Origin of the sequence: Mycobacterium seoulense (assembly GCF_010731595.1) — a bacterium.
Lineage (GTDB): Bacteria > Actinomycetota > Actinomycetes > Mycobacteriales > Mycobacteriaceae > Mycobacterium > Mycobacterium seoulense.
On record NZ_AP022582.1, the window covers coordinates 4275971 to 4301816 of the forward strand.

General features: G+C 67.0%; 21 protein-coding genes and 3 tRNA genes. 10 read left to right on the plus strand and 14 right to left on the minus strand.

All coding sequences use genetic code 11. The annotated features are described in order from the left end of the window. Positions 1-5: 5 nt before the first annotated feature. From G6N37_RS19840 to G6N37_RS19850, 3 genes are all read right to left on the minus strand, one after another. The gene (locus G6N37_RS19840) at positions 6-485 is read right to left on the minus strand and encodes a hypothetical protein (protein WP_163683025.1); all 480 of its coding nucleotides are present in this window, start codon (positions 483-485) and stop codon (positions 6-8) included. After that, complete coding sequence (locus G6N37_RS19845; RefSeq protein ID WP_163683027.1) at positions 482-2422, minus strand: TNT domain-containing protein; 1941 nt, start codon at positions 2420-2422, stop codon at positions 482-484. Before G6N37_RS19845 ends, G6N37_RS19840 begins: the two co-directional genes overlap by 4 nt. 262 nt (positions 2423-2684) lie before the next feature. After that, positions 2685-2767 (minus strand) — tRNA-Leu (locus tag G6N37_RS19850). A 244-nt stretch (positions 2768-3011) separates the two neighbouring features. Between G6N37_RS19850 and G6N37_RS19855 the strand changes: the two genes are divergently transcribed. From G6N37_RS19855 to pknB, 7 genes are all read left to right on the plus strand, one after another. Continuing rightward, positions 3012-4646, plus strand: a complete 1635-nt coding sequence (locus G6N37_RS19855) for a DUF3662 and FHA domain-containing protein (RefSeq protein ID WP_163683029.1) — start codon at positions 3012-3014, stop codon at positions 4644-4646. Positions 4647-4771: 125 nt separating this feature from the next. After that, on the plus strand, positions 4772-5239 hold the full coding sequence (locus tag G6N37_RS19860; protein ID WP_046183038.1) for an FHA domain-containing protein FhaB/FipA: 468 nt from the start codon (positions 4772-4774) through the stop codon (positions 5237-5239). After that, positions 5236-6750, plus strand: a complete 1515-nt coding sequence (locus tag G6N37_RS19865; protein ID WP_163683031.1) for a protein phosphatase 2C domain-containing protein — start codon at positions 5236-5238, stop codon at positions 6748-6750. Before G6N37_RS19860 ends, G6N37_RS19865 begins: the two co-directional genes overlap by 4 nt. Further along, a complete protein-coding gene (locus G6N37_RS19870) occupies positions 6747-8156 on the plus strand; it encodes an FtsW/RodA/SpoVE family cell cycle protein (RefSeq protein WP_163683034.1) in 1410 nt (469 codons plus the stop codon). The genes G6N37_RS19865 and G6N37_RS19870 overlap by 4 nt, the downstream gene beginning before the upstream one ends. Next, entirely contained in the window at positions 8153-9631 is a 1479-nt protein-coding gene (gene pbpA, locus G6N37_RS19875; RefSeq protein ID WP_163683036.1) for a D,D-transpeptidase PbpA, read from the plus strand. Before G6N37_RS19870 ends, pbpA begins: the two co-directional genes overlap by 4 nt. Continuing rightward, positions 9628-10956: a serine/threonine-protein kinase gene (locus G6N37_RS19880; protein ID WP_163683038.1), complete on the plus strand. Its 1329-nt coding sequence runs from the start codon at positions 9628-9630 to the stop codon at positions 10954-10956. Before pbpA ends, G6N37_RS19880 begins: the two co-directional genes overlap by 4 nt. Next, the gene (pknB, locus tag G6N37_RS19885) at positions 10953-12827 is read left to right on the plus strand and encodes a Stk1 family PASTA domain-containing Ser/Thr kinase (RefSeq protein ID WP_163683040.1); all 1875 of its coding nucleotides are present in this window, start codon (positions 10953-10955) and stop codon (positions 12825-12827) included. Before G6N37_RS19880 ends, pknB begins: the two co-directional genes overlap by 4 nt. Here pknB and G6N37_RS19890 read toward each other — a convergent pair. Then, positions 12805-13491 (minus strand): aminodeoxychorismate/anthranilate synthase component II, encoded by a 687-nt coding sequence (locus tag G6N37_RS19890; protein WP_163683043.1) that lies wholly within the window; start codon positions 13489-13491, stop codon positions 12805-12807. The genes pknB and G6N37_RS19890 overlap by 23 nt on opposite strands. Before the next feature lie 26 nt (positions 13492-13517). Further along, the gene (locus G6N37_RS19895) at positions 13518-14261 is read right to left on the minus strand and encodes a DUF881 domain-containing protein (RefSeq protein ID WP_163683045.1); all 744 of its coding nucleotides are present in this window, start codon (positions 14259-14261) and stop codon (positions 13518-13520) included. Positions 14262-14379: 118 nt separating this feature from the next. On the opposite strand from G6N37_RS19895, the gene crgA reads away from it, so the two are divergent. Further along, entirely contained in the window at positions 14380-14661 is a 282-nt protein-coding gene (crgA, locus tag G6N37_RS19900) for a cell division protein CrgA (RefSeq protein ID WP_163683047.1), read from the plus strand. Positions 14662-14816: 155 nt separating this feature from the next. Further along, a complete protein-coding gene (locus G6N37_RS19905; protein ID WP_163683049.1) occupies positions 14817-15242 on the plus strand; it encodes a PH domain-containing protein in 426 nt (141 codons plus the stop codon). A 22-nt stretch (positions 15243-15264) separates the two neighbouring features. Here G6N37_RS19905 and G6N37_RS19910 read toward each other — a convergent pair whose 3' ends face one another. Next, positions 15265-15813 carry a peptidylprolyl isomerase gene (locus tag G6N37_RS19910; protein WP_163683051.1) on the minus strand — a complete coding sequence of 183 codons (549 nt, stop codon included), beginning with the start codon at positions 15811-15813 and terminating at the stop codon, positions 15265-15267. Positions 15814-15941: 128 nt separating this feature from the next. Here G6N37_RS19910 and cwsA point away from each other — a divergent pair, with 128 nt between their 5' ends. Further along, entirely contained in the window at positions 15942-16376 is a 435-nt protein-coding gene (cwsA, locus tag G6N37_RS19915; RefSeq protein WP_163683053.1) for a cell wall synthesis protein CwsA, read from the plus strand. Positions 16377-16380: 4 nt separating this feature from the next. On the opposite strand, the gene G6N37_RS19920 is transcribed toward cwsA, so the two are convergent. The 8 genes from G6N37_RS19920 to dnaN all read right to left on the minus strand — a co-directional run bounded on the left by G6N37_RS19920 (position 16381) and on the right by dnaN (position 25515). Further along, positions 16381-16453 (minus strand) — tRNA-Ala (locus G6N37_RS19920). 151 nt (positions 16454-16604) lie between these two features. After that, positions 16605-16678, minus strand: a tRNA-Ile gene (locus G6N37_RS19925). Positions 16679-16738: 60 nt separating this feature from the next. Continuing rightward, positions 16739-17644, minus strand: a complete 906-nt coding sequence (locus tag G6N37_RS19930) for a DUF3566 domain-containing protein (RefSeq protein ID WP_163683055.1) — start codon at positions 17642-17644, stop codon at positions 16739-16741. Positions 17645-17757: 113 nt separating this feature from the next. Next, positions 17758-20274, minus strand: a complete 2517-nt coding sequence (gene gyrA, locus G6N37_RS19935) for a DNA gyrase subunit A (RefSeq protein WP_163683056.1) — start codon at positions 20272-20274, stop codon at positions 17758-17760. A gap of 38 nt (positions 20275-20312) precedes the next feature. After that, positions 20313-22346 carry a DNA topoisomerase (ATP-hydrolyzing) subunit B gene (gyrB, locus tag G6N37_RS19940; RefSeq protein ID WP_163683058.1) on the minus strand — a complete coding sequence of 678 codons (2034 nt, stop codon included), beginning with the start codon at positions 22344-22346 and terminating at the stop codon, positions 20313-20315. 254 nt (positions 22347-22600) lie between these two features. Continuing rightward, a complete protein-coding gene (locus G6N37_RS19945; RefSeq protein WP_163683060.1) occupies positions 22601-23161 on the minus strand; it encodes a DUF721 family protein in 561 nt (186 codons plus the stop codon). Then, complete coding sequence (recF, locus tag G6N37_RS19950; RefSeq protein WP_163683062.1) at positions 23158-24315, minus strand: DNA replication/repair protein RecF; 1158 nt, start codon at positions 24313-24315, stop codon at positions 23158-23160. The genes G6N37_RS19945 and recF overlap by 4 nt, the downstream gene beginning before the upstream one ends. Beyond that, complete coding sequence (gene dnaN, locus G6N37_RS19955) at positions 24316-25515, minus strand: DNA polymerase III subunit beta (RefSeq protein ID WP_163683064.1); 1200 nt, start codon at positions 25513-25515, stop codon at positions 24316-24318. It abuts the gene before it with no gap. Positions 25516-25846: the final 331 nt, after the last annotated feature.

Sequence of the window (25846 nt, forward strand, 5' to 3'; positions counted from 1 at the left end):
GCGCGTCAAGCAATTCCCGCCCTGATCATCCGTCCGATTTCGTCAACCGACTTAGACATAAGGTGACTAAAGATGGTTGCGTACGGTTCCATCAGAATTGCTTTTCCACTTGGCGATAGTAGTTCCGCGATTCCCGCCTTTATGGGGGTTACAGTCACGTCCGGACTGAAGCCCGCAGAATAGAGTTGGGGCCCCAGAGGCGGTGCACCTATGACTCCACGTGCCAACGAGGACCAGATCCACATCAGGTATTTTTCGGCGAGCTCGAGCGAAGACAACTTCGCCGTGTCGTTGCGACGTTGTCCACGGTCATCGATCGTATCAACGGTCCACCAGTCAGCATCGTGACGAAGGTGTATCGAGAAATCACCGGATGTGAACGCGATCTCACAATCGTCGCATTCCAATGAGACGTTTGGGTTGAGCATGCGGGCGCGGTGAGACCATTCAAGCCAGCTCGCGGAAATTCGTGAGAAATCGGTCATTGTCTACGTATATCTCCTAGGAATCCGGAATCCTCTAGAGCTTGCACCGGGGCATCGTTCCCGTCTGGCCCAATGACTCGATATTGAATTCCCCCGCCGGGTTGATGAAACCAGGGCGCTGCTTGAGATTGTTCAATGTGGTAGCCGGGTGGTAGTGCGGTCGGGTCCTTAACCACATACTGATAATAGGGTTTGAGAGCACTTTCGGGCGGGAGCGATAGTTCTGCGAATGGTGTTCCTTCAGGAGCCAAGTACGAGCCATAAGGGCTGCCGAAACGGCCCAGGACCGTGCCTGGGCTGATGGTCGCGTCGGGAATGACGGTGCCCGGGACCGCGTACGGTTTTGTCGGCAGCGTGTCATCTGGGTAGAACAGGCTGCCGTCCGGGTGTCTGAACTCCGGACCGGGCTCGACTGGGTTGTATCCGTGGAACAACTCGTGCTCAGGGGGCAGTCGGGGCGGCGGTTCGAGGGGTACCACCGGTGGCGCCGGGCTATCGGGCGCCACCGGCACGTGCGGGCCCGCCGGTGGTCCAGCATCAGGCGGAAGCTCACCGCTCGCCGGGTGCGGCGTGTGCTCGACGACGGGTGCGGGACCGGGGTGGGTGGCGCCCGGCACCGGCTCGCCGCCCACGCCCGGTGTGGGTGAACCGTGGGGGGTCAGGTCTGCGCCGGCGTTTGCCGCACGCTCCTCGGCCCCGCCTAATGCGCGGGCTAGAACATTGTCTCCGGTCAAGCCCTCCAACGCTTCGCGGCTGAACAGCGTCTTGAGCCCTTGCCAAGCCACCTGACCGCCCGCCTTCAGCCCATAGCCTCCGACTGCGGTGGTGATAGCGCTCCACAACGGTTCGGGGGTGGCTTCCACCTTCCCCGGATCCAACGTGCGCATGCCGGTCAACTTGCCGCCGCTGAAGGTATAAGACGTGCCCATGGCCTGGTCGAAGAATTCGCCCGCACCGTTCTTGAGCTGTCCGTAGACCTGCACGGGCTGTCCATCCACGGTGTGGGTGAACATGAAACGACCGTCGGGGGTGATTGTTATCGATGCGGGGTCTACGTCCTTGTAGTCGGGGATCTTGCCCAGGTCGTCGAGCGCGTGGGCGAGGTCCGCCTTCAGCTTGGGCAGCCTCGCGCTGGCGGCCTCGCCCTCGGGCGACCCCGGGCCGTGCGCATAAAGGTCGGCCATGGCCTTGTTCAAGGCTTCCTGCGCGGCGCGCACCTTGCCCATTTGGTCCACCACCGCTTGGTCGGTGATCCTGCGGAGGTCGGCGAGCGCTCGCGTCTGGGCCTCGGTGGGCTTCGGCGAACCGTCGGCGTCGACATCGTGCAGGGAAGCGGGATCGTATCCGTCGGTTCGTAGGTTGCTCAGCGAATTCCGTAAGCCATCGGAGTAGCCATTGCGTATCGAATTGAGCTGTGCAAGTGCGGCTTTGGTGTCATCGATGGCGTCCCTTTCACAATTGCGGATCAGGGCATCGAGGATGTGGCGGTCCTCCGCGCTGACGTTGTCGGCCTGCTCCATCGCGACGGCTTGGCCGATCAAGCCGTCGAGCGTTTGCAGCTGGTTCTCGAGCGCCGCGATCTGTCCCGCCGCAGCCTTCTGCGCCTCGGCCAAGGAGGCCGCGATGTTTTCCAAGTCGACGCCGATCTTGGGCAACTGCAGGGACTGAATACCGAGCGACTGGGTCACCCGCTGCACTTCGGCGGAGTCGTTGATCGGATGACCGCCATCCCTGCGGTCCCACGCAGCGTTGAATCGGTTGCGAGCTTGCTCGAAGGCGTGCTGCGCCTCAGCGGTGCATCGGCCGGCGCGGTGGAAGACCTCCGCCAGCGAGGAGATCTGCCCGGGGCTCCCGGATTGCAAGCTCTTGTTGATCGCCCACGGGTCACCGCCGGCCTCGCCAATCAGCGCCGCAACGCTTATGTAGCGCAGCTGCATCGCATCACCCTTAGCTGCGCGGCGTCATACGCCACGACCATTGCCACCCCTCCTGAGCTGGCAATTACGCTACTAATGCGATCGCAGCCGTCAATTCACTGCGGGCTTCAGCCCATGGGGCGATGACCAACACACCGCTCCTACTGGGACGGCGAGGGTGGCCGGGTGTCCTGCCTCCGGCGCAACACGCGGGAATACACAGAGGTCACGAACTCCTCGAGCCCGTGACCACAGCGCCTGCGGTCCTGCGAACCGCTCAATGTGGGCGAAGGGGGACTTGAACCCCCACGTCCCGAAGGACACTGGCACCTGAAGCCAGCGCGTCTGCCATTCCGCCACTCGCCCGGGGAAAAACAACCGATGGACCATACCACTCTAATAGCCGCATTCCCCAACCGACTGGTCGGGCTCGAACGCTGGGCGGCGCTGCGAGACAACGCCTCTGAGCAGGTCCGACGCAGTTCTCAGAGTTTCCACGGTGCCGCAGCGGCGCGCTGTCCCGATACCATGCTGGAGTGAAAGGTCACCGCGCGAATGGTTTGCCGCCAGCGTGCGGCATGCCGCGTCACGTGCGGGTGAATGCCGGCGCATGAGTAACCAACGGGGCCTGGCGGCGCGGATCGAGCGCAGGCTCGAGGCGACCGTCGACAATGCGTTCGCCCGAGTCTTCGGTGGATCAGTCGTTCCGCAGGAGGTGGAGGCTCTCCTGCGGCGCGAGGCCCGGGACGGTGTCGAGAGGCTGCAGGGAAATCGCCTTTTGGCCCCCAACGAATACATCATTACCCTCGGTAGGCACGACTTCGAGAAGGTGGGCGCCGACCCTGATCTCACGTCGGACGCTTTCGCCAGGTACTTGACCGACTACATCCGTGAACAGGGGTGGCAAACGTATGGTGAGGTGGTCGTCCGGTTCGAGCAATCATCGAACCTGCGTACCGGCCAGTACCGCGCCCGTGGTGCTGTCAACCCTGATGTGCAGCCCCGCCCGACGGTCAACCATCCCGTCCGGCCACAATCAAATAATGCGTTCGGCGCAGAACGAGGAGTAGCACCAATGACTGACGATTCGAGCTACCGCGGGGCTCAGGGGCCGGGGCGGCCCGGCGATGAGTATTACGACGACCGTTACCAGCGTCCGCCAGAGGGTGGCGCGGAACCGCAGGGGGGACCTGACCAGCGGGGTGGGTATCCGCCCGAGCAGAGCGGCTACCCGCCGCAGCAGGGCTACCCGCCACCCCGGCAGCCCGAGCAGGGCGGCTACCCGGAACAAGGCGGTTACCAGGGCCCGGGCGGCTACCCGGATCAGCGCGGGTACCAAGGTCCGGGCGGCTACCCCGACCAGCGCGGCTACCAAGGCCCGGGCGGCTACCCCGAGCAGGGCCAAGGCGGCTACCCGCCGCAGTACGAGCAGCGTCCTCCCGCGCCCGGCGGGTACGGCGGCCAGGGTTACGACCAGGGCTATCGCCCGGGCGGCGGCTACGGCCCCCCGCCCGGGGGCGGTCAGCCCGGCGGTCAGCAGGGCTACGGCGGTTACGGCGAATACGGCCGCGGACCGGCGCGCCCGGACGAGGGGGGCTATGCCCCACCCGAGCAACGGCCGGCCTATCCCGAGCAGGGCGCCGGCTACGAGCAAGGCGCCTACCCCGAGCAGGGCGCCGGCTACGAACAGGGCGCCGGCTACGAACAGGGATACCAGCAGGGCGGTGGCTACGGTCGGCAGGACTACGGCCCCGGCGACTACACGCAATACGCTGAAAACGTCCCGGCCGGGGGATACCCCGGACCGGCCGGTGGATACGCCGAGCCCGCGCACCGCGATTACGACTACGGCCAGCAGCCCGAGTACGCCCAGCCGAGCGAGTACGGCCAGCCCGCTGACTACGGCCAGCCGGCCGGCGGCTACGGCGCGTACGGCGGTGGCGGCTACGGTGCGGCCGGAACGGCGGTCACCCTGCAGCTCGACGACGGCAGCGGCCGCACCTATCAGCTGCGTGAGGGCTCCAACATTGTGGGCCGCGGGCAAGACGCCCAATTCCGGTTGCCCGACACCGGGGTGTCACGGCGTCACCTCGAGATCCGCTGGGACGGGCACGTGGCCCTCCTTTCCGACCTGAACTCGACCAACGGCACCACCGTGAACAACGCGCCCGTCCAGGAGTGGCAGCTAGCGGACGGTGACGTGATTCGTCTGGGCCACTCGGAGATCATCGTCCGGATCCACTGAACCCGCTCGGCTCAACGCTGCCGTGCTTCGCCCCGTGTCGACCGGCGTCCAAGTATCGTGACGTTGCCGATGTGCTCGGGGTCACGGGCGCAAGGGGGATGCCGCCAGGACGGAAAGGACGCCAGATGCAGGGACTCGTTCTGCAGCTGACGCGTGCCGGATTTTTAATGTTGTTATGGGTATTCATCTGGTCCGTCTTGCGGATCTTGCGGACCGATATCTATGCGCCCACGGGCGCCGTCATGGTGCGCCGCGGGTTGGCATTACGCAGCACCCTGCTGCCGTCGCGGCAGCGCCGCCACGCCGCCCGCTATCTGGTGGTGACCGAGGGGGCATTGGCCGGCGCCCGCATCACACTCAGCGGGCAGCCGGTGTTGATCGGGCGTGCTGACGACTCCACCCTGGTCCTCACCGACGACTACGCCTCCACGCGGCACGCCCGGCTGTCTCAGCGCGGTTCGGAATGGTACGTCGAGGATCTAGGATCGACCAACGGCACTTACCTTGACAGGGCGAAGGTGACGACTGCGGTACGAGTTCCGATAGGTACGCCGATTCGGATCGGCAAAACGGCGATCGAGTTGCGCCCGTGACGCTGGTCCTGCGATATGCCGCCCGCAGCGATCGCGGCCTGGTACGCGCCAACAACGAAGACTCCGTGTACGCCGGTGCGCGGCTGCTCGCCCTGGCCGACGGCATGGGGGGCCACGCCGCCGGCGAAGTCGCCTCCCAGCTGGTGATCGCCGCGCTGGCCCATCTCGACGACGACGAGCCCGGCGGGGACCTGCTGGCCAAGCTCGACGCCGCGGTGCGCTCGGGCAACGCGGCGATCGCGGCGCAGGTCGAGGCGGAGCCGGAGCTCGAGGGAATGGGCACCACACTCACCGCCATCCTGTTCGCGGGTGACCGGATCGGTCTGGTGCACATCGGCGACTCGCGCGGCTACCTGCTGCGCGACGGTGAACTGACCCAGATCACCAAGGACGACACGTTCGTCCAGACCCTGGTCGACGAGGGCCGCATCACCCGCGAAGAGGCACACAGCCACCCGCAGCGGTCGCTGATCATGCGCGCGCTGACCGGTCACGAGGTCGAACCCACCCTGACGATGCGCGAGGCGCGCGCCGGCGACCGCTACCTGCTCTGCTCCGATGGGCTCAGCGACCCGGTGAGCGACGAAACCATCCTCGAGGCGCTGCAGATCCCGGACGTGGCCGAAGCCGCCTACCGCCTCATCGAGTTGGCGCTTCGCGGCGGCGGCCCGGACAACGTGACCGTGGTGGTTGCCGACGTCGTCGACTACGACTACGGCCAGACCCAGCCGATTCTGGCCGGCGCGGTTTCCGGTGACGAAGACCAGATGACCTTGCCGAACACCTCCGCGGGCCGCGCCTCGGCGATCAGGCCGCGCGACGAGGCCGCCAAACGTGTTGCGCCACAACCGGAAACACCTATCCGGCCGCGTTGGCCCCGGCGGCGGATGTTCTTCGTCGCGACACTGGCGGTGTTGTTCGTTCTCTCGGGCCTCGCCATCGCGTGGTGGGTCATCCAGCGCAACTATTACGTCGCCGAATACGACGGCCAGGTGTCGATCGTCCGCGGAATTCAGGGCTCCCTGTTGGGCGTGCCCCTGCAGGAGCCGTACTTGGTCGGCTGCCTGAGTCCGCACAACGAACTGTCGCTGATCAGTTATGGCCAATCCGGTCACTCGAATTGCCAGCTGATGACGTTGCGGGACCTACGCCGTCCCGGGCAGGTGCAGGTGCAGACCGGACTGCCGGGAGGCAGCCTGGACCAGGCGGAGTCGCAGCTACGGCAATTGCTGGCCGAGTACCTGCTGCCGACCTGTCCGTCGCCGCGCGCCACGTCGCCGCCCGGGTCGCCTGCCCCCGGGAGCGGCACCCCCGAACCAAGTGTCGCGGCATCGCCGACAACAACCGCTCCATCGACCACGGCTTCTTCCGTCCCCGGCGCCCCAGCCCCCACCAGTGCCACAGGCGGCCCGACCCCTTCGCCGTCGGGCCCCACGACCCCTTCCCAGACGGTCACCGCGCTTCCAGCGCCTCCACTTCAACCGGGCATTGACTGCCGGACGGTGGCATGACGACACAACTGCAGCCGCCCGTCGCGGTCACGCCTCCGCTGCCCACACGTCGCAACGCCGAGCTGCTGCTGCTGTGTTTCGCCGCAGCGATCACCGTCGCCGCGTTGCTCATCGTCGAGGCCAACCAGGATCGCGAAGTGCGCTGGAACGTCATCAGTTACGGACTGGTCTTCCTGCTCGTATTCGGGTCCGCGCACATGGCCATCAGGCGTTTCGCCCCCTATACGGATCCGCTGCTGTTGCCAATTGTGGCCCTGCTCAACGGCCTTGGCCTGGTGATGATCCATCGGCTCGACCTGGTCAACAACCAGATGAGCGGCCGTCATCACCCCAGCGCTACCCAGCAGATGATGTGGACCGTGGTCGGGGTCGTCACGTTCGCGCTCGTGGTCACGTTTCTCAAAGACCATCGCCAGCTGGCGCGGTACGGCTACATCTGCGGAATCACGGGGCTGGTGTTGCTGGTGATTCCCGCCCTGCTACCGGCATCGCTGTCCGAACAGAACGGCGCGAAGATCTGGATTCGGTTCCCCGGCTTCTCAATTCAGCCCGCCGAATTCTCCAAGATCTTGTTGCTGATCTTCTTTTCCGCCGTGCTGATCGCCAAGCGGGGGCTGTTCAACAGCGTCGGAAAGCATTTCATGGGCCTGACCCTGCCGCGCCCGCGCGACCTCGCGCCGCTGCTGGCGGCCTGGGTGATCTCGGTGGGTGTGATGGCCTTCGAGAAGGACCTCGGCACCTCGCTGCTGCTCTACGCGTCGTTCCTGGTGGTGGTTTACCTTGCGACACAACGGTTCAGCTGGGTGGTGATCGGCCTGGTGCTGTTCGCGGTGGGCAGCGTCATCGCCTATTTCATCTTCGCCCACGTCCGCGTCCGCGTGCAGATGTGGTGGGATCCGTTTTCCGACCCGGACGGCAGCGGCTACCAGATCGTGCAGTCCCTGTTCAGTTTCGCCACGGGCGGCATCTTCGGCACCGGGCTCGGCAATGGTCAGCCCGATACCGTGCCGGCCGCGTCGACCGACTTCATCATCGCGGCCTTCGGTGAAGAGCTCGGGCTTGTCGGCCTGGCCAGCATTTTGATGCTCTACACCATCGTCATCGTCCGCGGCATGCGCACCGCGATCGCGACGCGGGACAGCTTCGGCAAGCTACTGGCGGCGGGCCTCGCCTCCACCCTGGCGATTCAGCTGTTCATCGTCGTCGGCGGCGTCACGCAACTCATCCCGCTGACCGGACTCACCACGCCGTGGATGTCCTATGGCGGCTCGTCATTGCTGGCGAACTACATCTTGCTGGGCATCCTCGCTCGCATCTCCAACAGCGCCCGGCACCCCGTGCGCGGACGCGACCGCAAGGACTCTCCGATCGCGGCGGCCAAGACCGAGGTAATCGAGAAGGTATGAACACCTCTCTGCGCCGCATCTCGGTCACCGTCATGGCGTTGATCGTGCTGCTGCTGCTCAACGCCACGATGACGCAGGTGTTCGCCGCCGACTCGCTGCGGGCCGACCCGCGCAATCAGCGTGTCCTGCTGGACGAGTACTCGCGGCAACGCGGCCAGATCGTCGCGGGCGGCCAGCTGCTGGCGTACTCGGTGGCCACCGACAGCCGCTTCCGCTTCCTGCGGGTCTATCCCAACCCCGCGGTGTACGCGCCGCTCACCGGTTTCTACTCGCTGCGCTACTCCAGCACGGGCCTGGAGCGTGCCGAGGACCCGCTGCTGAACGGCTCCGACGAGCGGCTGTTCGGGCGGCGGCTGGCCGATTTCTTCACCGGCCGCGACCCGCGCGGCGGCAACGTGGACACCACGATCCGGCCGCGGGTCCAGCAGGCCGGGTGGGACGCGATGCAGCAGGGCTGCGGCGGACGGCCGTGCAAGGGCGCCGTCGTCGCCCTCGAGCCATCCACCGGCAAGATCTTGGCGATGGTGTCGTCGCCGTCCTATGACCCCAATCTGCTCGCGTCGCACGATCCCGAGGTGCAGGCGCAAGCATGGCAGCGGCTTCGCGACGACCCCGACAATCCGATGACCAACCGCGCCATCTCGGAGACGTACCCACCCGGTTCCACGTTCAAGGTGATCACCACCGCGGCGGCGCTCGAGGCCGGCGCGACCGACGCCGAGCAGCTGACCGCGGCCGCCTCCATCCAGCTGCCCGACAGCACCGCGACACTGGAGAACTACGGCGGCCAGCCCTGTGGCAGCGAGCTCACGGTGTCGCTCAAGCAGGCGTTCGCCCTGTCGTGCAATACCGCGTTCGTTCAGCTCGGCATCCACACCGGGGCCGATGCGCTGCGCAGCATGGCGCACTCGTTCGGCCTGGACACCACCCCGAGCGTCATTCCGCTGCAGGTGGCCGAATCCACCCTTGGGATCATCCCGGACGCCGCCGCGCTGGGCATGTCCAGCATCGGCCAGAAGGACGTGGGGCTGACCCCGCTGGAGAACGCTCAGGTCGCCGCGACCATCGCGAACGACGGCGTCACGATGCAGCCCTACCTGATCGACAGCCTCAAAGGCCCCGACCTGGCGACCATCAGCACCACCGTTCCTTATCAGCAGCGCCGCGCGGTGTCGACCCAGGTCGCCGCTAAGCTAACAGAGCTGATGGTCGGCGCCGAGAAGGTCGCGCAGCAGAAAGGGGCCATTCCCGGCGTGCAGATCGCATCAAAGACTGGTACCGCAGAGCACGGCACCGATCCGCGAAATACGCCGCCGCACGCGTGGTACATCGCCTTCGCGCCCGCGCAGACGCCCAAAGTCGCCGTGGCAGTGTTGGTGGAGAATGGCGGCGACCGCCTGTCCGCGACGGGAGGTGCACTCGCCGCGCCGATCGGACGGGCTGTCATCCAAGCCGCGCTACAGGGAGGACCATGAGCCCGCGAGTTGGTGTGACGCTGTCGGGCCGCTACCGCCTGCAGCGCCTGATCGCCACCGGCGGCATGGGCCAGGTCTGGGAGGCCGTGGACAGCCGGCTCGGGCGCCGTGTCGCGGTCAAGGTGCTCAAGCAGGAGTTCTCCCAGGATCCGGAGTTCATCGAGCGGTTCCGCGCCGAGGCCCGCACCACCGCCATGCTCAACCACCCCGGCATCGCCCAGGTCCATGACTACGGCGAAAGTCAGCTCGACGGCGAAGGCCGCACGGCCTACCTGGTGATGGAACTGGTCAACGGCGAGCCGCTGAACTCGGTGCTCAAGCGCACGGGCCGGCTGTCGCTGCGGCACGCGCTGGACATGCTCGAGCAGACAGGGCGGGCGCTGCAGGTCGCGCACGCCGCCGGCTTGGTGCACCGCGACGTCAAACCGGGCAACATCCTGATCACCCCGACGGGCCAGGTGAAGATCACCGACTTCGGGATCGCCAAGGCCGTCGACGCCGCACCCGTCACCCAGACCGGGATGGTGATGGGTACGGCCCAGTACATCGCCCCCGAACAGGCGCTGGGGCACGACGCGACCCCCGCCAGCGACGTGTACTCGCTGGGCGTCGTCGGCTACGAGGTGGTGTCGGGCAAGCGGCCGTTCACCGGTGACGGCGCCCTGACGGTGGCGATGAAACACATCAAAGAGCCGCCCCCGCCGCTGCCCGCCGAGCTGCCGCCCAACGTGCGCGAGCTCATCGAGATCACGCTCGTCAAGAATCCCGCGATGCGCTACCGCAGTGGCGGTCCTTTCGCCGATGCCGTCGCGGCGGTGCGCGCCGGCCGCCGCCCGCCGCGGCCCAGCCAGTCACCACCGCCCGGACGGGCGTCGCCGGCGGCCATTCCGTCGAGCCCCACCACCAGGGCGGCGGCCGTCACCAGCAGCCGCCCTGCGGCGCCGCGCCGAACCCGGCCGTCCACCGGCGGTCATCGCCCACCCCCGGCGCGGCGCACCTTCTCGTCTGGTCAGCGGGCGTTGTTGTGGGCCGCCGGGGTGCTCGGAGCGCTGGCGATCATCATCGCGGTGCTCATCGTCATCAATTCCCGCGCGGACACCCAGCAGCAGCCGCCGCCCCCGACGGTCACCGACACGGGGGGTCCACCGGCGCCGCCGGCGAGCAAGACCCCGAGCGGTTCCGCGCCGGGCCCCGCGCTGCGGCTCAATTGGACGGATCGACCGACGATAGGGAATTCTGGACTGCAACGAGGGCCGACCCCGCATGGATGGCGTTCACCACCGACGCCCAGCGTGTCACCGGCCCGACACGAGATACCACGATGACCTCCCCTCAACACCTGTCTGACCGCTATGAACTGGGCGAAATCCTCGGATTCGGGGGTATGTCCGAGGTTCACCTGGCCCGCGACGTCCGGCTCCACCGCGATGTCGCGGTCAAGGTGCTGCGCGCCGACCTGGCCCGCGATCCCAGCTTTTATCTGCGGTTCCGCCGCGAGGCGCAGAACGCCGCCGCGTTGAACCACCCGTCGATCGTCGCGGTCTACGACACCGGCGAGGCGGACACCCCGACGGGCCCGCTGCCCTACATCGTCATGGAGTACGTCGACGGCGTCACGCTGCGCGACATCGTGCACACCGAGGGCCCGCTACCCCCGCGGCGGGCCATCGAGATCATCGCCGACGCATGCCAGGCGCTGAACTTCAGTCACCAGGCCGGCATCATCCACCGCGACGTCAAGCCGGCGAACATCATGATCAGCAACACCAACGCGGTCAAGGTGATGGACTTCGGCATCGCGCGCGCGATCGCCGACAGCGGCAACAGCGTCACCCAGACGGCGGCCGTGATCGGGACGGCCCAGTACCTGTCGCCCGAGCAGGCCCGCGGCGACACCGTCGACGCCCGGTCCGACGTCTACTCGCTCGGTTGTGTGCTCTACGAAATCCTCACCGGTGAGCCACCTTTCACCGGTGACTCCCCGGTCGCGGTCGCATACCAGCACGTGCGGGAGGACCCGATTCCGCCGTCGCAGCGGCACGAGGGCATCTCGGCCGACCTCGACGCCGTCGTGCTCAAGGCGCTGGCCAAGAATCCGGACAACCGCTACCAGACGGCCGCCGAGATGCGCGCCGACCTGGTGCGGGTGCACAACGGCGAAACCCCCGAGGCGCCAAAGGTATTCACCGATGCCGACCGTTCGTCGCTGCTCGCCACGGGCGGCAACCTGCCCGGCCCGCGCACCGATCCGCTGCCCCGCCAGCCCCTGCGCCGCATCGAGGACCGCGACGGCGGGTCGGTCGGTCGCTGGATCGTCGCCGTCGCCGCGCTGGCGGTGCTGACGATCGTCGTCGTGATCGCCTTCAACACCTTCGGCGGCACGACCCGAGATGTCCAGGTGCCCGACATGCGGGGCCAGGTGTCCGCCGATGCCATTGCGGCGCTGCAGAATCGCGGCTTCAAGACTCGCACCCTGCAGAAACCCGACTCCGCGATCCCGCCCGACCATGTCATCAGCACCGATCCCGGCGCCAACGCATCGGTGAGCGCGGGCGACGAGATCACCATCAACGTCTCGACCGGCCCCGAACAGCGTGAAGTGCCCGATGTCTCGTCGCTGAGTTACTCAGACGCGGTCAGCAAGCTCAAGGCCGCGGGATTCAGCAAGTTCAAGCAGGCCAATTCGCCGTCGAGCCCCGAGTCGCTGGGCAAGGTGATCGGCACCAACCCGCCTGCCAACCAGACGTCGGCGATCACCAACGTGATCACCGTGATCGTCGGCTCCGGCCCGGAGACCAAGCAGGTGCCCGACGTCGCGGGCCAGACCGTCGACGTCGCCCAGAAGAATCTCACCGTCTACGGTTTCACCAAGATCACCCAGACGCAGGTGGACAGCACCCGCCCCGCCGGCGAGGTCATCGGCACCAATCCGCCCAAGGGGCAGACGGTTCCGGTGGATTCGGTGATCGAGGTGCAGGTGTCCAAGGGCAACCAGTTCGTGATGCCCGACCTCAGCGGCATGTTCTGGGCGGACGCCGAGCCGCGGCTACGGGCGCTGGGCTGGACCGGGGTGCTGGACAAGGGACCCGACGTCGACGCGGGAGGGTCGCAGTCCCACCGGGTGGTGTATCAGAACCCGCCGGCCGGTACCGGTTGCAACCGCGACGGGATCATCACGCTGAAGTTCGGCCAGTAGCCGCCGGGTCGGCCGGGAAATAAGGCTGCACCGCCGCACGGACCTCGTTCTCGAGCCGGCGGACCAGCGTGTCGTTGCGGGGCCACCCGCAGTACGCCAGCCAGTTCGCCAACATCCGGTGCCCACCCTCGGTCAGGATGGACTCCGGGTGGAACTGAACCCCGTGAATGGGCAGCTCGCTGTGCCGGACCCCCATGATGACGCCCCCGCGCGTGCGCGCCGTCACCTCCAGCACCGGGGGCAGTGACTCCGGCAGTATGGTCAGCGAGTGGTAGCGAGTGGCCGTGAAGGGATCCGGAAGTCCTTGCAGCACACCGGTATTGGTGTGGAAGACGCTGCTGGTCTTGCCGTGCAGCAGTTCTGGCGCGCGGTCCACGGTGGCGCCGAAGGCCACGCCGATGGCCTGGTGGCCGAGGCAGACCCCGAGCAGCGGCGTGCGTTCGGCGGCACATGCCCCCACGAGACCGACGGAAGCGCCCGCGCGTTCCGGGGTGCCCGGCCCAGGACTGAGCAGGACGCCGTCGAACCGCTGGGCCACGGCGGCCTCGTCGGAGAGCCTGGCGTCGTCGTTGCGCCACACCTCGGCCTCGACGCCCAACTGGCCGAGATACTGCACCAGGTTGAACACGAAGCTGTCGTAGTTGTCGACGACCAGGATCCGCACCGTGCCAGGTTACCGTCCGCCCGAATTCAGTAGCCGATGGTTCCCATGGGCTGCGCGAAATGCAGCCGGTCCGGCTCGGTGTGGCCGACGACCTGCACGTCGGGCTTGACCTCTTCGCGGTAGCCGAGCCCGAACCGGACCACGTATTGCCGGTACAGGGTGACCAGGGGAGCGGCGGCCAGGGCGGCCTGCATGGCGGCCGCGTTGCCAATCGCGGTGATGGTGTAGGGCGGGCTGTAGGTGCGGCCGTTGAGCAGCAGCGTGTTGCCCACGCAGCGGGGCACCGAGGTGGCGATGATGCGCTGGTCCTGCATCTGGATCGCCTCGGCCCCGGCGCTCCACATCGCGTTGAGGACGGCCTCGATGTCTTGCTGGTGCACCACGAGATCGTCGGGGGAGGCGTCCCGCGGGAACCGCCCGTTGGCGTCCCGTGACGCGTCCTCCAGGGTGACCACCAGCCCCGGCCCGTGCACCGGGTTCATGTCCGCGTCGGCGGCCAGCTCGGCGGAGCGTCGCAACATCGCCGACAACGCCCGATCCGAGGACCGTCCGTGCGCGGCGTCGATCTTGCCGGAGAGCTCGTCGCGCTGGGCGTTGAGATGATTCACCGACGACTGCGCCTCCCGGACCAGATCCACCAGCCGTGGGGCATCGCTGCGCCGGATCTCCGCGCCGCCGGACACCCCGTGCGTGGCGGCGAGCAGCAGCCCGGCCAACAGGCACACCACCGGGACGCCGAAGCGCCACGCTGACGGGCGTCCGTCGCTCATCCGGTCTCCAATTTCCTGGTCGCCGCGTCCGGTGAGTTAGTCTCGTAGCCAAGCTGTGCGTGCAGCTGCGGTCTTCATCGTTGCACCCCGTCCCGCTCACCGTCTTGTTGAGGTAATCATGCCCAAGTCCAAGGTCCGCAAGAAGAACGACTTCGCCGTCAGCTCGGTCAGCCGCACGCCGGTGAAGGTGAAGGTCGGGCCGTCGAGCGTGTGGTTCGTGGCCCTGTTCGTCGGCCTCATGCTGATCGGTCTGGTCTGGCTGATGGTGTTCCAGTTGGCCGCCGTCGGCACCCAGGCGCCGGCCGCCCTCAACTGGATGGCGCAACTGGGGCCGTGGAACTACGCCATCGCGTTCGCTTTCATGATCACCGGTTTGTTGCTGACCATGCGGTGGCACTGAGCGCAACCGGCGCCGGAATGAATTCATTTTTGAGTTGCTTCGTTACTGCGTCAGCAACATTCCTGCCACCCAATCACACGCGTGTGATTTATCCCCACTGTTGATAGCGTCTGTGGATAACTCCATCGGCAGTGGTGGGAGGGGCTGAAGGGCCCGTGCAGCAAACACAATGGGAGCCTCGCACGGCGGGAATCGCTGGTTGTGGGGCCGCCGGTGTCTTGATGGCTATCGCCGCTGTGACCGTGGTCACAGACGCTCCGGGCCGCATTTTGGCGGGGATTGCCGCGGTGGGTCTGATCTTGTTTGCGGGCGCGACGTGGCGCGCGCGGCCGAAGCTGGCAATTACGGCCGACGGGCTGGTGCTTCGGGGATGGTTCCGAACGCAGGTATTGCGGCCCCCCGACATCAAGATCATTCGGATCACCGAGTTCCGCCGCTACGGACGCAAGGTCCGGTTGCTCGAGGTCGAGACGGCCGACGACGCGCTGGTGCTCTTCTCGCGGTGGGACCTCGGGACGGACCCGCTGGAGGTGCTCGACGCGCTGACCGCCGCCGGTTACGCGGGAGGCCACGCGCGCTGACCGGACCGGCGCCGGCCCGGGCCTACGAGATGGTGATCGACTCGATGACGACCGGCTCGGTGGGGCGGTCGTTGCTGTCGGTGGCCGTCGTCGCGATGGCCTCGACCACCCGCTGCGACTCCGGGTCCGTCACTTCGCCGAAGATCGTGTGCCGCCGGTTCAGGTGGGGAGTCTTGCCTACCGTGATGAAGAACTGGGAGCCGTTGGTGCCCGGGCCCGCGTTCGCCATCGCCAGCAGGTACGGCTTGTCGAATTGCAGTTCGGGGTGGAACTCGTCGGCGAACTTGTAGCCCGGGCCGCCGCGGCCCGTTCCGGTCGGGTCGCCGCCCTGGATCATGAAGCCCTGGATCACCCGGTGAAACACCGCGCCGTCGTAGAACGGACCAGACGACCCGCCCGATGCGTTCTGGGTCGAGTACTCCTTGGTGCCCTGCGCCAGGCCAACGAAGTTCGCGACTGTCTTGGGCGCGTGGTTTCCGAACAGGGCGACTTTGATGTCGCCGCGGTTGGTGTGGAGTGTGGCGGTAGCGGTCTGAAAGGGGCTGTTGGTCACGGCATGAGAGTCTGCCACTACCCATCCGCATGCCCGCACCCGGTGCCGCTCAACCCAAGCCACGGCCGAAAACGCGGCGCGCACATAACGGTTCCGCCGAGGTCCCTATGCTGGCAGTCTGTTCAGCAGGCACAGAAAGGCGACAGATGAGGGCGAAGGCGGAATCCCGGCTGACCCCGCGGGAGCGACTGACTCGCGGGCTGACCTATTCGACCTTGGGACCGGTGGACGTCACACGGGGAGCCGTCGGCCTCGGTGTCCAGTCGGCGCAGTCGACCGCAGCGCAGATTCGCCGCAAATATCAAGAGGGGCGCCTGGCCAGGGAGCTCGCCGCCGCCCAGGAGACCCTGGCTCAGGAGTTGGCTGCCGCCCAGGAGGTGGTGGCGGGGCTGCCTCAGGCGCTTCAGGACGCGCGTCGGGGACAGCGGCGGGGCAAGCGCCCGTGGGTGATCACCGGAGTCGTTGTCGCGGTCCTTGCCGGCGGCGCCGTCGCGTTCAGCGTGGTGCGGCGCTCGGTGCGGGCGAAGCCGCAGGAGCCGCAGTCGCGGCCCCCCAGCGTCGACGTTCAGCCGCGGCCATGATTTGTGGAGCCTAGGGGAATCGAACCCCTGACACCCGCCTTGCAAAGGCGGTGCTCTACCAACTGAGCTAAGGCCCCTCGACGTGATCGGGTGGCTGACCGGATGTGTCGTCCACCGCCACGTGCCAGACCTCGACCCCGCGTCGGTAGCGCGCCACCGCCACCACCACCGCGATCAGTGTGATTGGCAGGGCGAGTCTCACGCAACGTCTCGATGGGCACATGGTTGTGGGCCTAGGAGGACTCGAACCTCCGACCTCTTCGTTATCAGCGAAGCGCTCTAACCGCCTGAGCTATAGGCCCGTACTCGCGGTACGGCCGAGCGACGAGATTACCGCAATCGCCGCCGCACCCCCAAAAACGCTAGTCGCGGTCCGCCAACGTCACTTCGATGCCGCCGATCAGATCGGTGGTCAGGTTGTAGACGAACGCGGCGATGGTGGCCATCGCGGTCAACAACACGATGTTGACCAAGCCGATCAACACGGCGCCGCCAAAGATGGTGCCGCTGGAGACGAGCTCCCCGCTGCTGCCGCTGGTGTTGTTCAACAGGTCGCCGACGTTGCTGTTCAGCTTCGACCACACGCCCATGCCCCCGAGCACGAGGTAGAGGAACGCGACGGCGATCATCCAGACGAAGAACAGCGCGACCGAGAGCAGCAAGGAGACCTTCAGCGTGCTCCACGGGTCGATCCGGCGGATCTGCATGCTCGCCCGCACCGGGCCGCGCGGCCGCCGGGACACCTGGGTCCGAGTGTCCCGGGCTTCGCGGCCCTCCCGGCTCTCCGAGGCCGGCGACCGGCCGGAATCCGGCGCGCCGGACGCCTCCGCCGAGCGGTCGGGCGTCGTTTTGCGCTGCGGGGCCCGCGGCATCGGGCCGGACAGGTCGGGCAATTCACTGGCGTAGGCCTCCGCGGGCGGCCCGTCGCCGCGCGGCGCAGGCGCTTCGGTGTCGTGCGACGGGTTCTTCGCCGGTGGGGGAGCACCGGCGCCCGGTGCCGCGGTGCCGGAGATGAAGCGGTTGAGCCGGGCCTCGACACCGCCGGGCGGCCCCGACGGCCGCGCCTCGGTGGGCGGCTCGGTCTGGCGCTGCGGTGCCTGCGGCGGCCTGGGCCCGCCGCGCTGCCAGGGCGGTGCGTCCCCGGCGTCCGGAGCGCGGCCGGACTGTGCGGGAGGCGTCGCGCGGTGTACACCGGCGCGCTCGGCAGAACCGTCCCCATTAAGGCCGTCGCCCTTTTTGGGGGCGCCCGGCTCGTTCGGTGAGGTCACCCCGACTCCTTACATCTCCTGCCACGGCCTCGGGGCTATGGCAGTCGCATTTTGTCTGGTCGGGCCGAGTCTAATTGCCCGGCTGTTCCCCGAACCCCCCGGATTGTTCCCGGCTAGCCATCCGAGCCCGCGGCGCCTTCCGCTTCCTCGACGACCTCGTCCGCGTTTTCCTCGGCGTTGCGCGCGATGGCCAGCAGCGTGTTGTCCTCGCCCAGGTTCATCAGGCGCACGCCCTTGGTCTGTCGTCCCGCCTTGCGCACCTGGCGCGCGTCGGTGCGGATAACGCCGCCCCCGGAGGTGATCGCGTAGAGCTCGCTGTCGTCGTCGACGATCAGCGCGCCCACCAGCTTGCCGCGCCGCCGGTCGTACATCACGGTCAGCACGCCCTTGCCGCCGCGGCCCTGCACCGGATACTCCTCGATCGCGGTGCGCTTGGCGTAACCACCCGACGTGGCCACCAACAGGTAGGTCCCCTCGCGAACCACGTTGAGCGACAACAGGTAATCGTCGGTGTTGAACCGCATGCCCTGCACGCCGGAGGTGGCGCGTCCCATCGGGCGCAGCGCCTCATCGGTCGCCGAGAACCGGATGGATTGACCGTTGGCCGACACCAGCAGCAGGTCCTCATCCGAGGAGCACAGCACCGCGCCGACGAGCTCGTCGTTGTCACGCAGGTTGATCGCCACGATGCCGCCCGACCGGTTGGAGTCGAAGTCGGTCAGCTTGGTCTTCTTGACCAGGCCGTTGCGGGTGGCCAGCACCAGATATGGGGCGTCCTCATAACTGCGGATCTGGATCACCTGGGCGATGCGCTCCTCCGGCTGGAAGGCCAGCAGGTTGGCGACGTGCTGACCGCGCGCCGTGCGCGACGCCTCCGGCAATTCGTACGCCTTGGCGCGATAAACCCGGCCCTGCGTGGTGAAGAACAGGATCCAGTCGTGCGTGGAGCTGACGAAGAAGTGCCGCACGATGTCGTCCTGCTTGAGGCCGGCGCCCTGCACGCCCTTGCCGCCGCGTTTCTGGCTGCGGTACAGGTCGGTCTTGGTGCGCTTGGCGTAGCCGGTCTCGGTGATGGTGACGACGACGTCCTCGCGGGCGATCAGATCCTCGTCACTGACCTCGCCGTCGGCCGCGACGATCCGGGTACGCCGGTCGTCGCCGTGCTTCTCGACGATCTCGGCGAGCTCGTCGCGCACAATGGCGCGCTGGCGCTCGGGCTTGGCCAAAATGTCTTCCAGGTCCGCGATCTCGGCCTCGATCTTGGCCAGGTCGTCGACGATGCGCTGGCGCTCGAGGGCCGCCAGGCGACGCAACTGCATGTCCAGGATCGCCTGGGCCTGGATGTCGTCGATGTCGAGCAGCTCGATCAGGCCGGCCCGGGCGATGTCGACGGTTTCCGACGCCCGGATCAACGCGATGACCTCGTCGAGCGCGTCGAGCGCCTTGACCAGACCGCGCAGGATGTGGGCGCGTTCGTTGGCCTTGCGCAGCCGGTAGGTGGTGCGCCGGACGATGACGTCGAGTTGGTGCGCCACGTAGTGGCGAATCATCTGGTCGAGCCGCAGGGTGCGCGGCACCCCGTCGACGATCGCCAGCATGTTGGCGCCGAAGCTGGTCTGCAGTTGGGTGTGCTTGTAGAGGTTGTTCAGCACCACCTTGGCGACGGCGTCGCGCTTGATCTCGACGACGATGCGCACGCCGACGCGGTCGCTGCCCTGGTCCTCCACGTTGGAGATGCCGGCGAGCCGGCCGTCGCGAACCTGCTCGGCGATGGAGGTGATGAAGTTGTCATGGTTGACCTGGTAGGGCAACTCGGTGATCACCAAAGAGGTTCGGCCCCTTGCCTCTTCGACCTCCACGACGCCGCGCATCCGGATCGACCCGCGGCCGGTCTTGTAGGCGTCGGCGATGCCCGTGGTTCCGACGATCAGCCCGGCGGTGGGGAAGTCCGGGCCCTTGACGCGTTCCATGCACGCGGCCAGGGTGGCCTCCTCATCGGCCTCGTGGTTCTCCAGGCACCAGAACACTGCCTCGGCGAGCTCCCGCAGATTGTGGGGCGGGATGTTGGTCGCCATGCCGACCGCGATGCCGCCGGAGCCGTTGGCCAGCAGGTTGGGGAACCGACTGGGCAACACCGTCGGTTCCTGCACCCGACCGTCGTAGTTCGGGATGAAATCGACTGTCTCCTCGTCGATTTCACGCAGCATCTCCATCGCCAGCGGGGTCAGCCGCGCTTCGGTGTACCGCATCGCGGCCGGCGGGTCGTTGCCGGGCGAGCCGAAGTTGCCCTGTCCGTCGACGAGGGGATACCGCAACGACCATGGCTGCGCCATGCGCACCAAGGTGTCGTAGATCGACGCATCGCCGTGCGGATGGTAGTTACCCATCGTCTCGGCGACCGAGCGCGCCGACTTAGCGTGGCTGCGATCGGGCCGGAATCCCGAGTCGTACATCGCGTACAGCACGCGGCGGTGTACCGGCTTGAGGCCGTCGCGTACCTCCGGCAGTGCGCGCCCGACGATCACGCTCATCGCGTAATCGATGTAGCTGCGCTGCATCTCCTGCTGAATGTCAACGGGTTCGATGCGGTCGCCGGCCTCGTCGCCGGGCGGCAGCGTGGTGTCAGTCATCTATTCCCCTTTGTGGGTTGGCGTGCCCGACGAATGCGTCAGACATCCAGGAAGCGAACGTCCTTGGCGTTGCGGGTGATGAAGCTGCGGCGCGCGTCGACGTCTTCGCCCATGAGGATGGAGAACAACTCGTCGGCCGACGCGGCGTCGTCCAGCGTGACTTGGCGCAGCACCCGCACCGACGGGTCCATCGTGGTCTCCCACAACTCTTTTGCGTCCATCTCACCCAGACCCTTGTAGCGCTGGATGCCGTCCTCTTTGTTGATCTTCTTGCCGGACTTCAGCCCCGCCTCGAGCAGGCCGTCACGTTCACGGTCGGAGTAGGCGAACTCGGGATCGGTGCGCTGCCACTTCAACTTGTACAGCGGCGGCTGCGCCAAGAACACGTGCCCGTTCTCGATCAGTGGCCGCATGAACCGGAACAGCAGCGTCAACAGCAGCGTCGAGATGTGCTGGCCGTCCACGTCGGCGTCGGCCATCAGCACGATCTTGTGGTAGCGCAACTTGGTGATGTCGAATTCGTCGTGAATGCCGGTACCCAGCGCGGTGATGATCGCCTGGACTTCGGTGTTCTTCAGCACGCGGTCGATGCGGGCCTTTTCCACGTTGATGATCTTGCCGCGCAACGGAAGGATCGCCTGGAACATCGAGTCGCGACCGCTCTTCGCCGAGCCGCCGGCCGAATCGCCCTCCACCACATAGAGTTCCGATTTCCTCGGGTCGGTAGAGCGGCAGTCGGCCAGCTTCCCGGGCAGCCCGCCAAGGTCTGTGGCGCTCTTGCGGCGCACCAGCTCCCGCGCCTTGCGCGCGGCGATCCGCGCCTGCGCCGACGACACCGCCTTGTTCACAACGGTTTTCGCCTCAGAGGGGTTCGCCTCGAACCAATGCGTCAGCTGCTCGTTGCACACCCTCTGCACGAACGACTTGACCTCGGTGTTGCCCAGTTTCGTCTTGGTCTGGCCCTCGAACTGGGGCTCGGCGACCTTGACCGAGATGACCGCCGCCAGGCCTTCCCGGATGTCGTCGCCGGTCAGGTTGGCGTCCTTCTCCTTCAGGAGCTTCTTGTCTTTGGCGTACTTGTTCACCACCGAGGTCAGCGCGCTACGGAAGCCCTCCTCGTGCGTACCCCCCTCGTGGGTGTTGATGGTGTTGGCGAAGGTGTGGACCGATTCCGAGTAGCCGCCGTTCCACTGCATGGCGATCTCAACCTCGTGGCCCGTGCCCTTTCCGTCGAAATCGATGACGCTCTGCTGGATCGGGCTCTTGGTGCGGTTGATGTGCTTGACGAAGTCGACCAGGCCGCCGGGGTAGTGGAACGTGCGGTGCTTGACCTTATGGGGCGCAGTCGATTCCGCGGCCTTCTCCTGGGCGGATTTGGGCGCCTCGGCGGTGTCGCTGACGACCTCGTCGACGACCTCGTCCTGCTCTACTCGCTCGTCGGTGAGGTTGATCGTGAGGCCTTTATTCAGGAATGCCATCTCCTGGAGGCGGCGCGCCACGGTCTCGAAGTCGTACTGGGTGGTTTCGAAGATCTCCGAGTCCGCCCAGAACCTGATGGTGGTGCCGGTCTTCTTGGTCGCCTCGCCTTGCTTGAGCGTGCCGGGCACGGCGCGGTCGTAGTACTGAAACCACTCGTGCCCGTCGCGCTTGATGTTGACTTCGAGTCGGGTGGAGAGCGCGTTGACCACCGAGACGCCGACGCCGTGCAACCCGCCGCTGACCGTGTAGCCGCTGTTCTCGCCACCGAACTTGCCGCCGGCGTGCAGCTGGGTCATCACCACGTCGACGGTGGGGGCGCCGGTGGCATGCATCGCCACCGGAATGCCGCGGCCGTCGTCGGCCACCTCCACGCTGCCGTCGTCGAGGAGCCGCACGTCCACCCGGGTGGCGTAGCCGGCCATCGCCTCGTCCACCGAGTTGTCGACCACCTCCCAGATGAGGTGGTGCAGCCCACGCTCACCCGTGGACCCGATGTACATGCCGGGGCGTTTGCGGACCGCCTCCAGCCCTTCGAGCACGGTGATCGCTGACGCGCCGTATTCGTCTTGCGCCTTCTTCTTCTGGGCAGCCACGGTCGGAATGCTCTCCTTGGGGTTTCATGCGGGCGGTTCGGTCACCGCGTCAGTCGCATGTGGCCAGTCTACCGTGATGGGCCGTCCGTACCGATTTTCTGGGCGCGTTTCTACCCAGCTAACCGCGCCGTGCGGGCGATTTCTCTATTCCCGCCGCGTCCCGACGTGCATCAAGGTGCTCCGTGTCGTCCTAGCGGCTTTGAGCGGCCTGTCGGGGAACGCTCGTCTGGGGATGGTCGGCGCCGGTCCGGGCGCTAGCCGTAGGTGTCGCGCGGACCCCTTCCGGCGATGTGGCGCGGCCCCTTGCGCCACGACGGCGCCGCCGGCCCGGTGATCTTCAGCGACGTCACCACCCCGTTGCCGACGGCGGCGGCGATCTTGGCCAACAGCTGCGACTGGATCATCCGCAACTGGGTGGCCCACGCCGTCGATTCCGCTGCCACGCTCAGCACACCATCGCTCAACGCGGTTGGCGTCGCATGGTCGGCGATCTGCGCGCCCACCACCGACGACCAGTTGCCGAGTACCGTGCCTTCGGCCACCTGCGTCGACCAACCGCGCTTCTTGGCCAAGTCGCGCGCCAACCTGCCCAACGGCTGGGGATCGCGCGCGTCGGGCCCCGGGCCCGACCAGCTTCGCCGCTGCCCCGCCACACGGCGGGTAGCCGGTGGTATCGAGCGGCCCCGTCCGGCGTCCTTTCCCTGCGCACGGGCCGCGGCGCGGGCCTCCTCGAGGGTGCGCCGGACCATGTCCATGCCGCGCAACAGGCCCGCATCCGCTGCGCCGGCTGAATCTTGCTCGTCGCTGCCGGTCATGACCGCACCGCCGAGACCCGGCCCAGGTCGTCGTCGCGCAATTCGATGTTCACCTGCGTGGCGGCCCAACCCGCCGGGATGTCTTCGACCACCGCCGCCGTGACCAACACCTGCTCCGCCGATTCCGCTACCGTCGCCAAGGCCCGGCGCCGGGCCGTATCCAGTTCGGCGAACACGTCGTCGAGCAAGAGCACCGGTTCGGTCCCATCAGCGCGCAGCAGCTCGTACGCGGCCAGCCGCAACGCCACCGCGAAAGACCACGATTCCCCATGGCTGGCAAACCCTTTCGCGGGTTGATCACCCAACCACAGCTCTAGATCGTCGCGATGCGGGCCGACCAGACACATCCCACGGTCGAGCTCCGCGTCACGGCGTTCCGCCAACGCCGCCAGCAGCGCGGCCTCGAGGAATGCGCGGTCACCACCGCGCGCGTCGGTCGATGCCTGTGCGCCAAGGCTGGTGCGGTAAGCGATTGTCGCCGGCCGCGATGCCGGTGCCAGCAGCTGGTAAGCCTTCTCCACCTCGGGCGCCAACTCGTTCACCAGGTCGATCCGCGCGGCCATCAACTCGGCGCCGTATTCGGCCAACCGGCTGTCCCACACATCGAGGGTGTCCAGGGCGCCGCGGTCACCGCGGTGCCGAATCCCGGAGGCGGATTTGAGCAACGCCGTGCGTTGCCGCAGAACCTTCTCGTAATCCGCGCGGACCCCGGCGACCGTCGGGCGCCGCACCGTCGCCAGGTCATCGAGGTAGCGCCGCCGGTCCGCCGGGTCCCCCCGCACCAACGCCAAGTCCTCCGGGGCAAACAGGACGGCGCGCAACACCCCGATCACCTCGCGCGTGCTGCGCACCGGTGACCGATTCAACCGTGCCTTGTTCGCGCGCCCCGCCGCGATCTCGAGGTCGATGGCGCATTCCCTGCCCTCGTTGACCACGATCGTCGAAATCACCGCCCGGTCGGCACCCGCCCTGATCAGCGGCGCATCGGTGCCCACGCGGTGCGACCCCAATGTCGTCGAAAACCACAGCGCCTCAACAAGATTGGTCTTACCAAACCCGTTCGAACCGACGAATACCGTCCGGCCCGGCTCCAACTCGAGGTCGGCGTGCGCCCAGGACCGGAAATCACGCAGTCCCAAATGCCGGACGTACACCTATCCGGGCAACCGAACTGGCATCAACAGGTAGACATAATCCGTCGGCAGCGCTGCAAAGGGTCCGTTTCCGGTTGGCGAACTGTCATCGCCCGAGGCCGGCCGCAGCAACGCCGGCTTGCCCGGGGTCGTGAAGCCAAACGACACCCGCTCCGAATGCACCGCGGCCAGCCCGTCGGTCAGGTAGGTCGGGTTGAACGCAATCGTCAACGGTTCGCCGACGAAATCGACGGCAAGGTCTTCCTCGGCCCGGCCCACATCGTCGGCCCCCGCGGACAGCCGCAGCGAGCCCTCGGAGAACTCCATCCGCACCTGGGCGCCCCGATCGGCCACCAACGCCACCAGCTTGATCGCCTCGGTCAGCTCGGCCACGTTGATGGTCGCCACCGCCGTGTGCTCGGCGGGCAACAGTTGGCGGAACTTCGGGAACTCCGCATCGAGGAGCCGGGTGGTGCTGCGCTTGCCGTTCCCGCTGATGCCAAGCAGGCCGTCCTTGCCGACCCCGCTGCCGGCGCCCAACGACAACCGAACCTCGGAACCGTCGGCGCCTGCCCTGGCCGCCTCGGCCAACGTTTTCGCCGGCACCAGCACGGCGGCTTCGATGTCGGGTGACGATGCCGACCAGGTCAGCTCGCGCACCGCCAGGCGGAACCGGTCGGTCGCCGCCAAAACCACGGTGTTACCCGAGATCTCGACGCGAATCCCGGTCAACATCGGCAGCGTGTCATCCCGGCCGGCCGCGATGGCCACCTGACTGATCGCCTCCGCGAAGACGTCGGCCGGCAGTGTGCCGGTCTCGTCCGGTAACCCCGGCAACGTCGGGTAATCCTCGACGGCCATGGTCGGCAGCGAGAATCTGGCGCTTCCGCAGTTCAGCGCGACCCGATTCCCGTCGACGTAGAAGTCGACGGGCTTGTTCGGCAACGCCCGGGTGATGTCGGACAACAACCTTCCCGACACCAAAACGCTTCCGGGAGAAGCTATTTCAGCAGCAACCTGCGCTTCTGCGGAAACTTCGTAATCGAATCCCGAGATTGTCAGGCCCTCGTCGGACCCGGATAACAGCACTCCTGACAGCACCGGCACCGCCGGCCGGGTCGGCAGATTCTTCGCCACCCACGACACCGCATCGGCGAAAGACTCCCGCACCAAACGAAACTTCAAGTCGCTGAGGCCAGCTCTAGTCGTCGCCGCGTCCATAGCGTCCCTTCACCTACCGAGCGATTAAAAAGTTCAGTGGCTAGCCTCTCCCCGCTAGCACGGGGCTCCGCCACGAACGCCACCGGCACTTCGTGCCAACGGCGACCGCAACGGCAGTCGAAGAACAACCGTAGATCGTCCGACGCCAACTTGAAAGCTAATCGCGAAGGCCGACAAGGCGGGTTACCGGCGGATCAGCCGTGCGCGTTCCACCGGGAGTCCCCAGCGCTGTATTTCAAAGAAGAAACGACGAAGAGATCTCAGTACTAGTAATAAGGCCTGTGCATCCTGGGGACAACGCCGGTTCGACGCAGCTAGGACAGGGATCGGG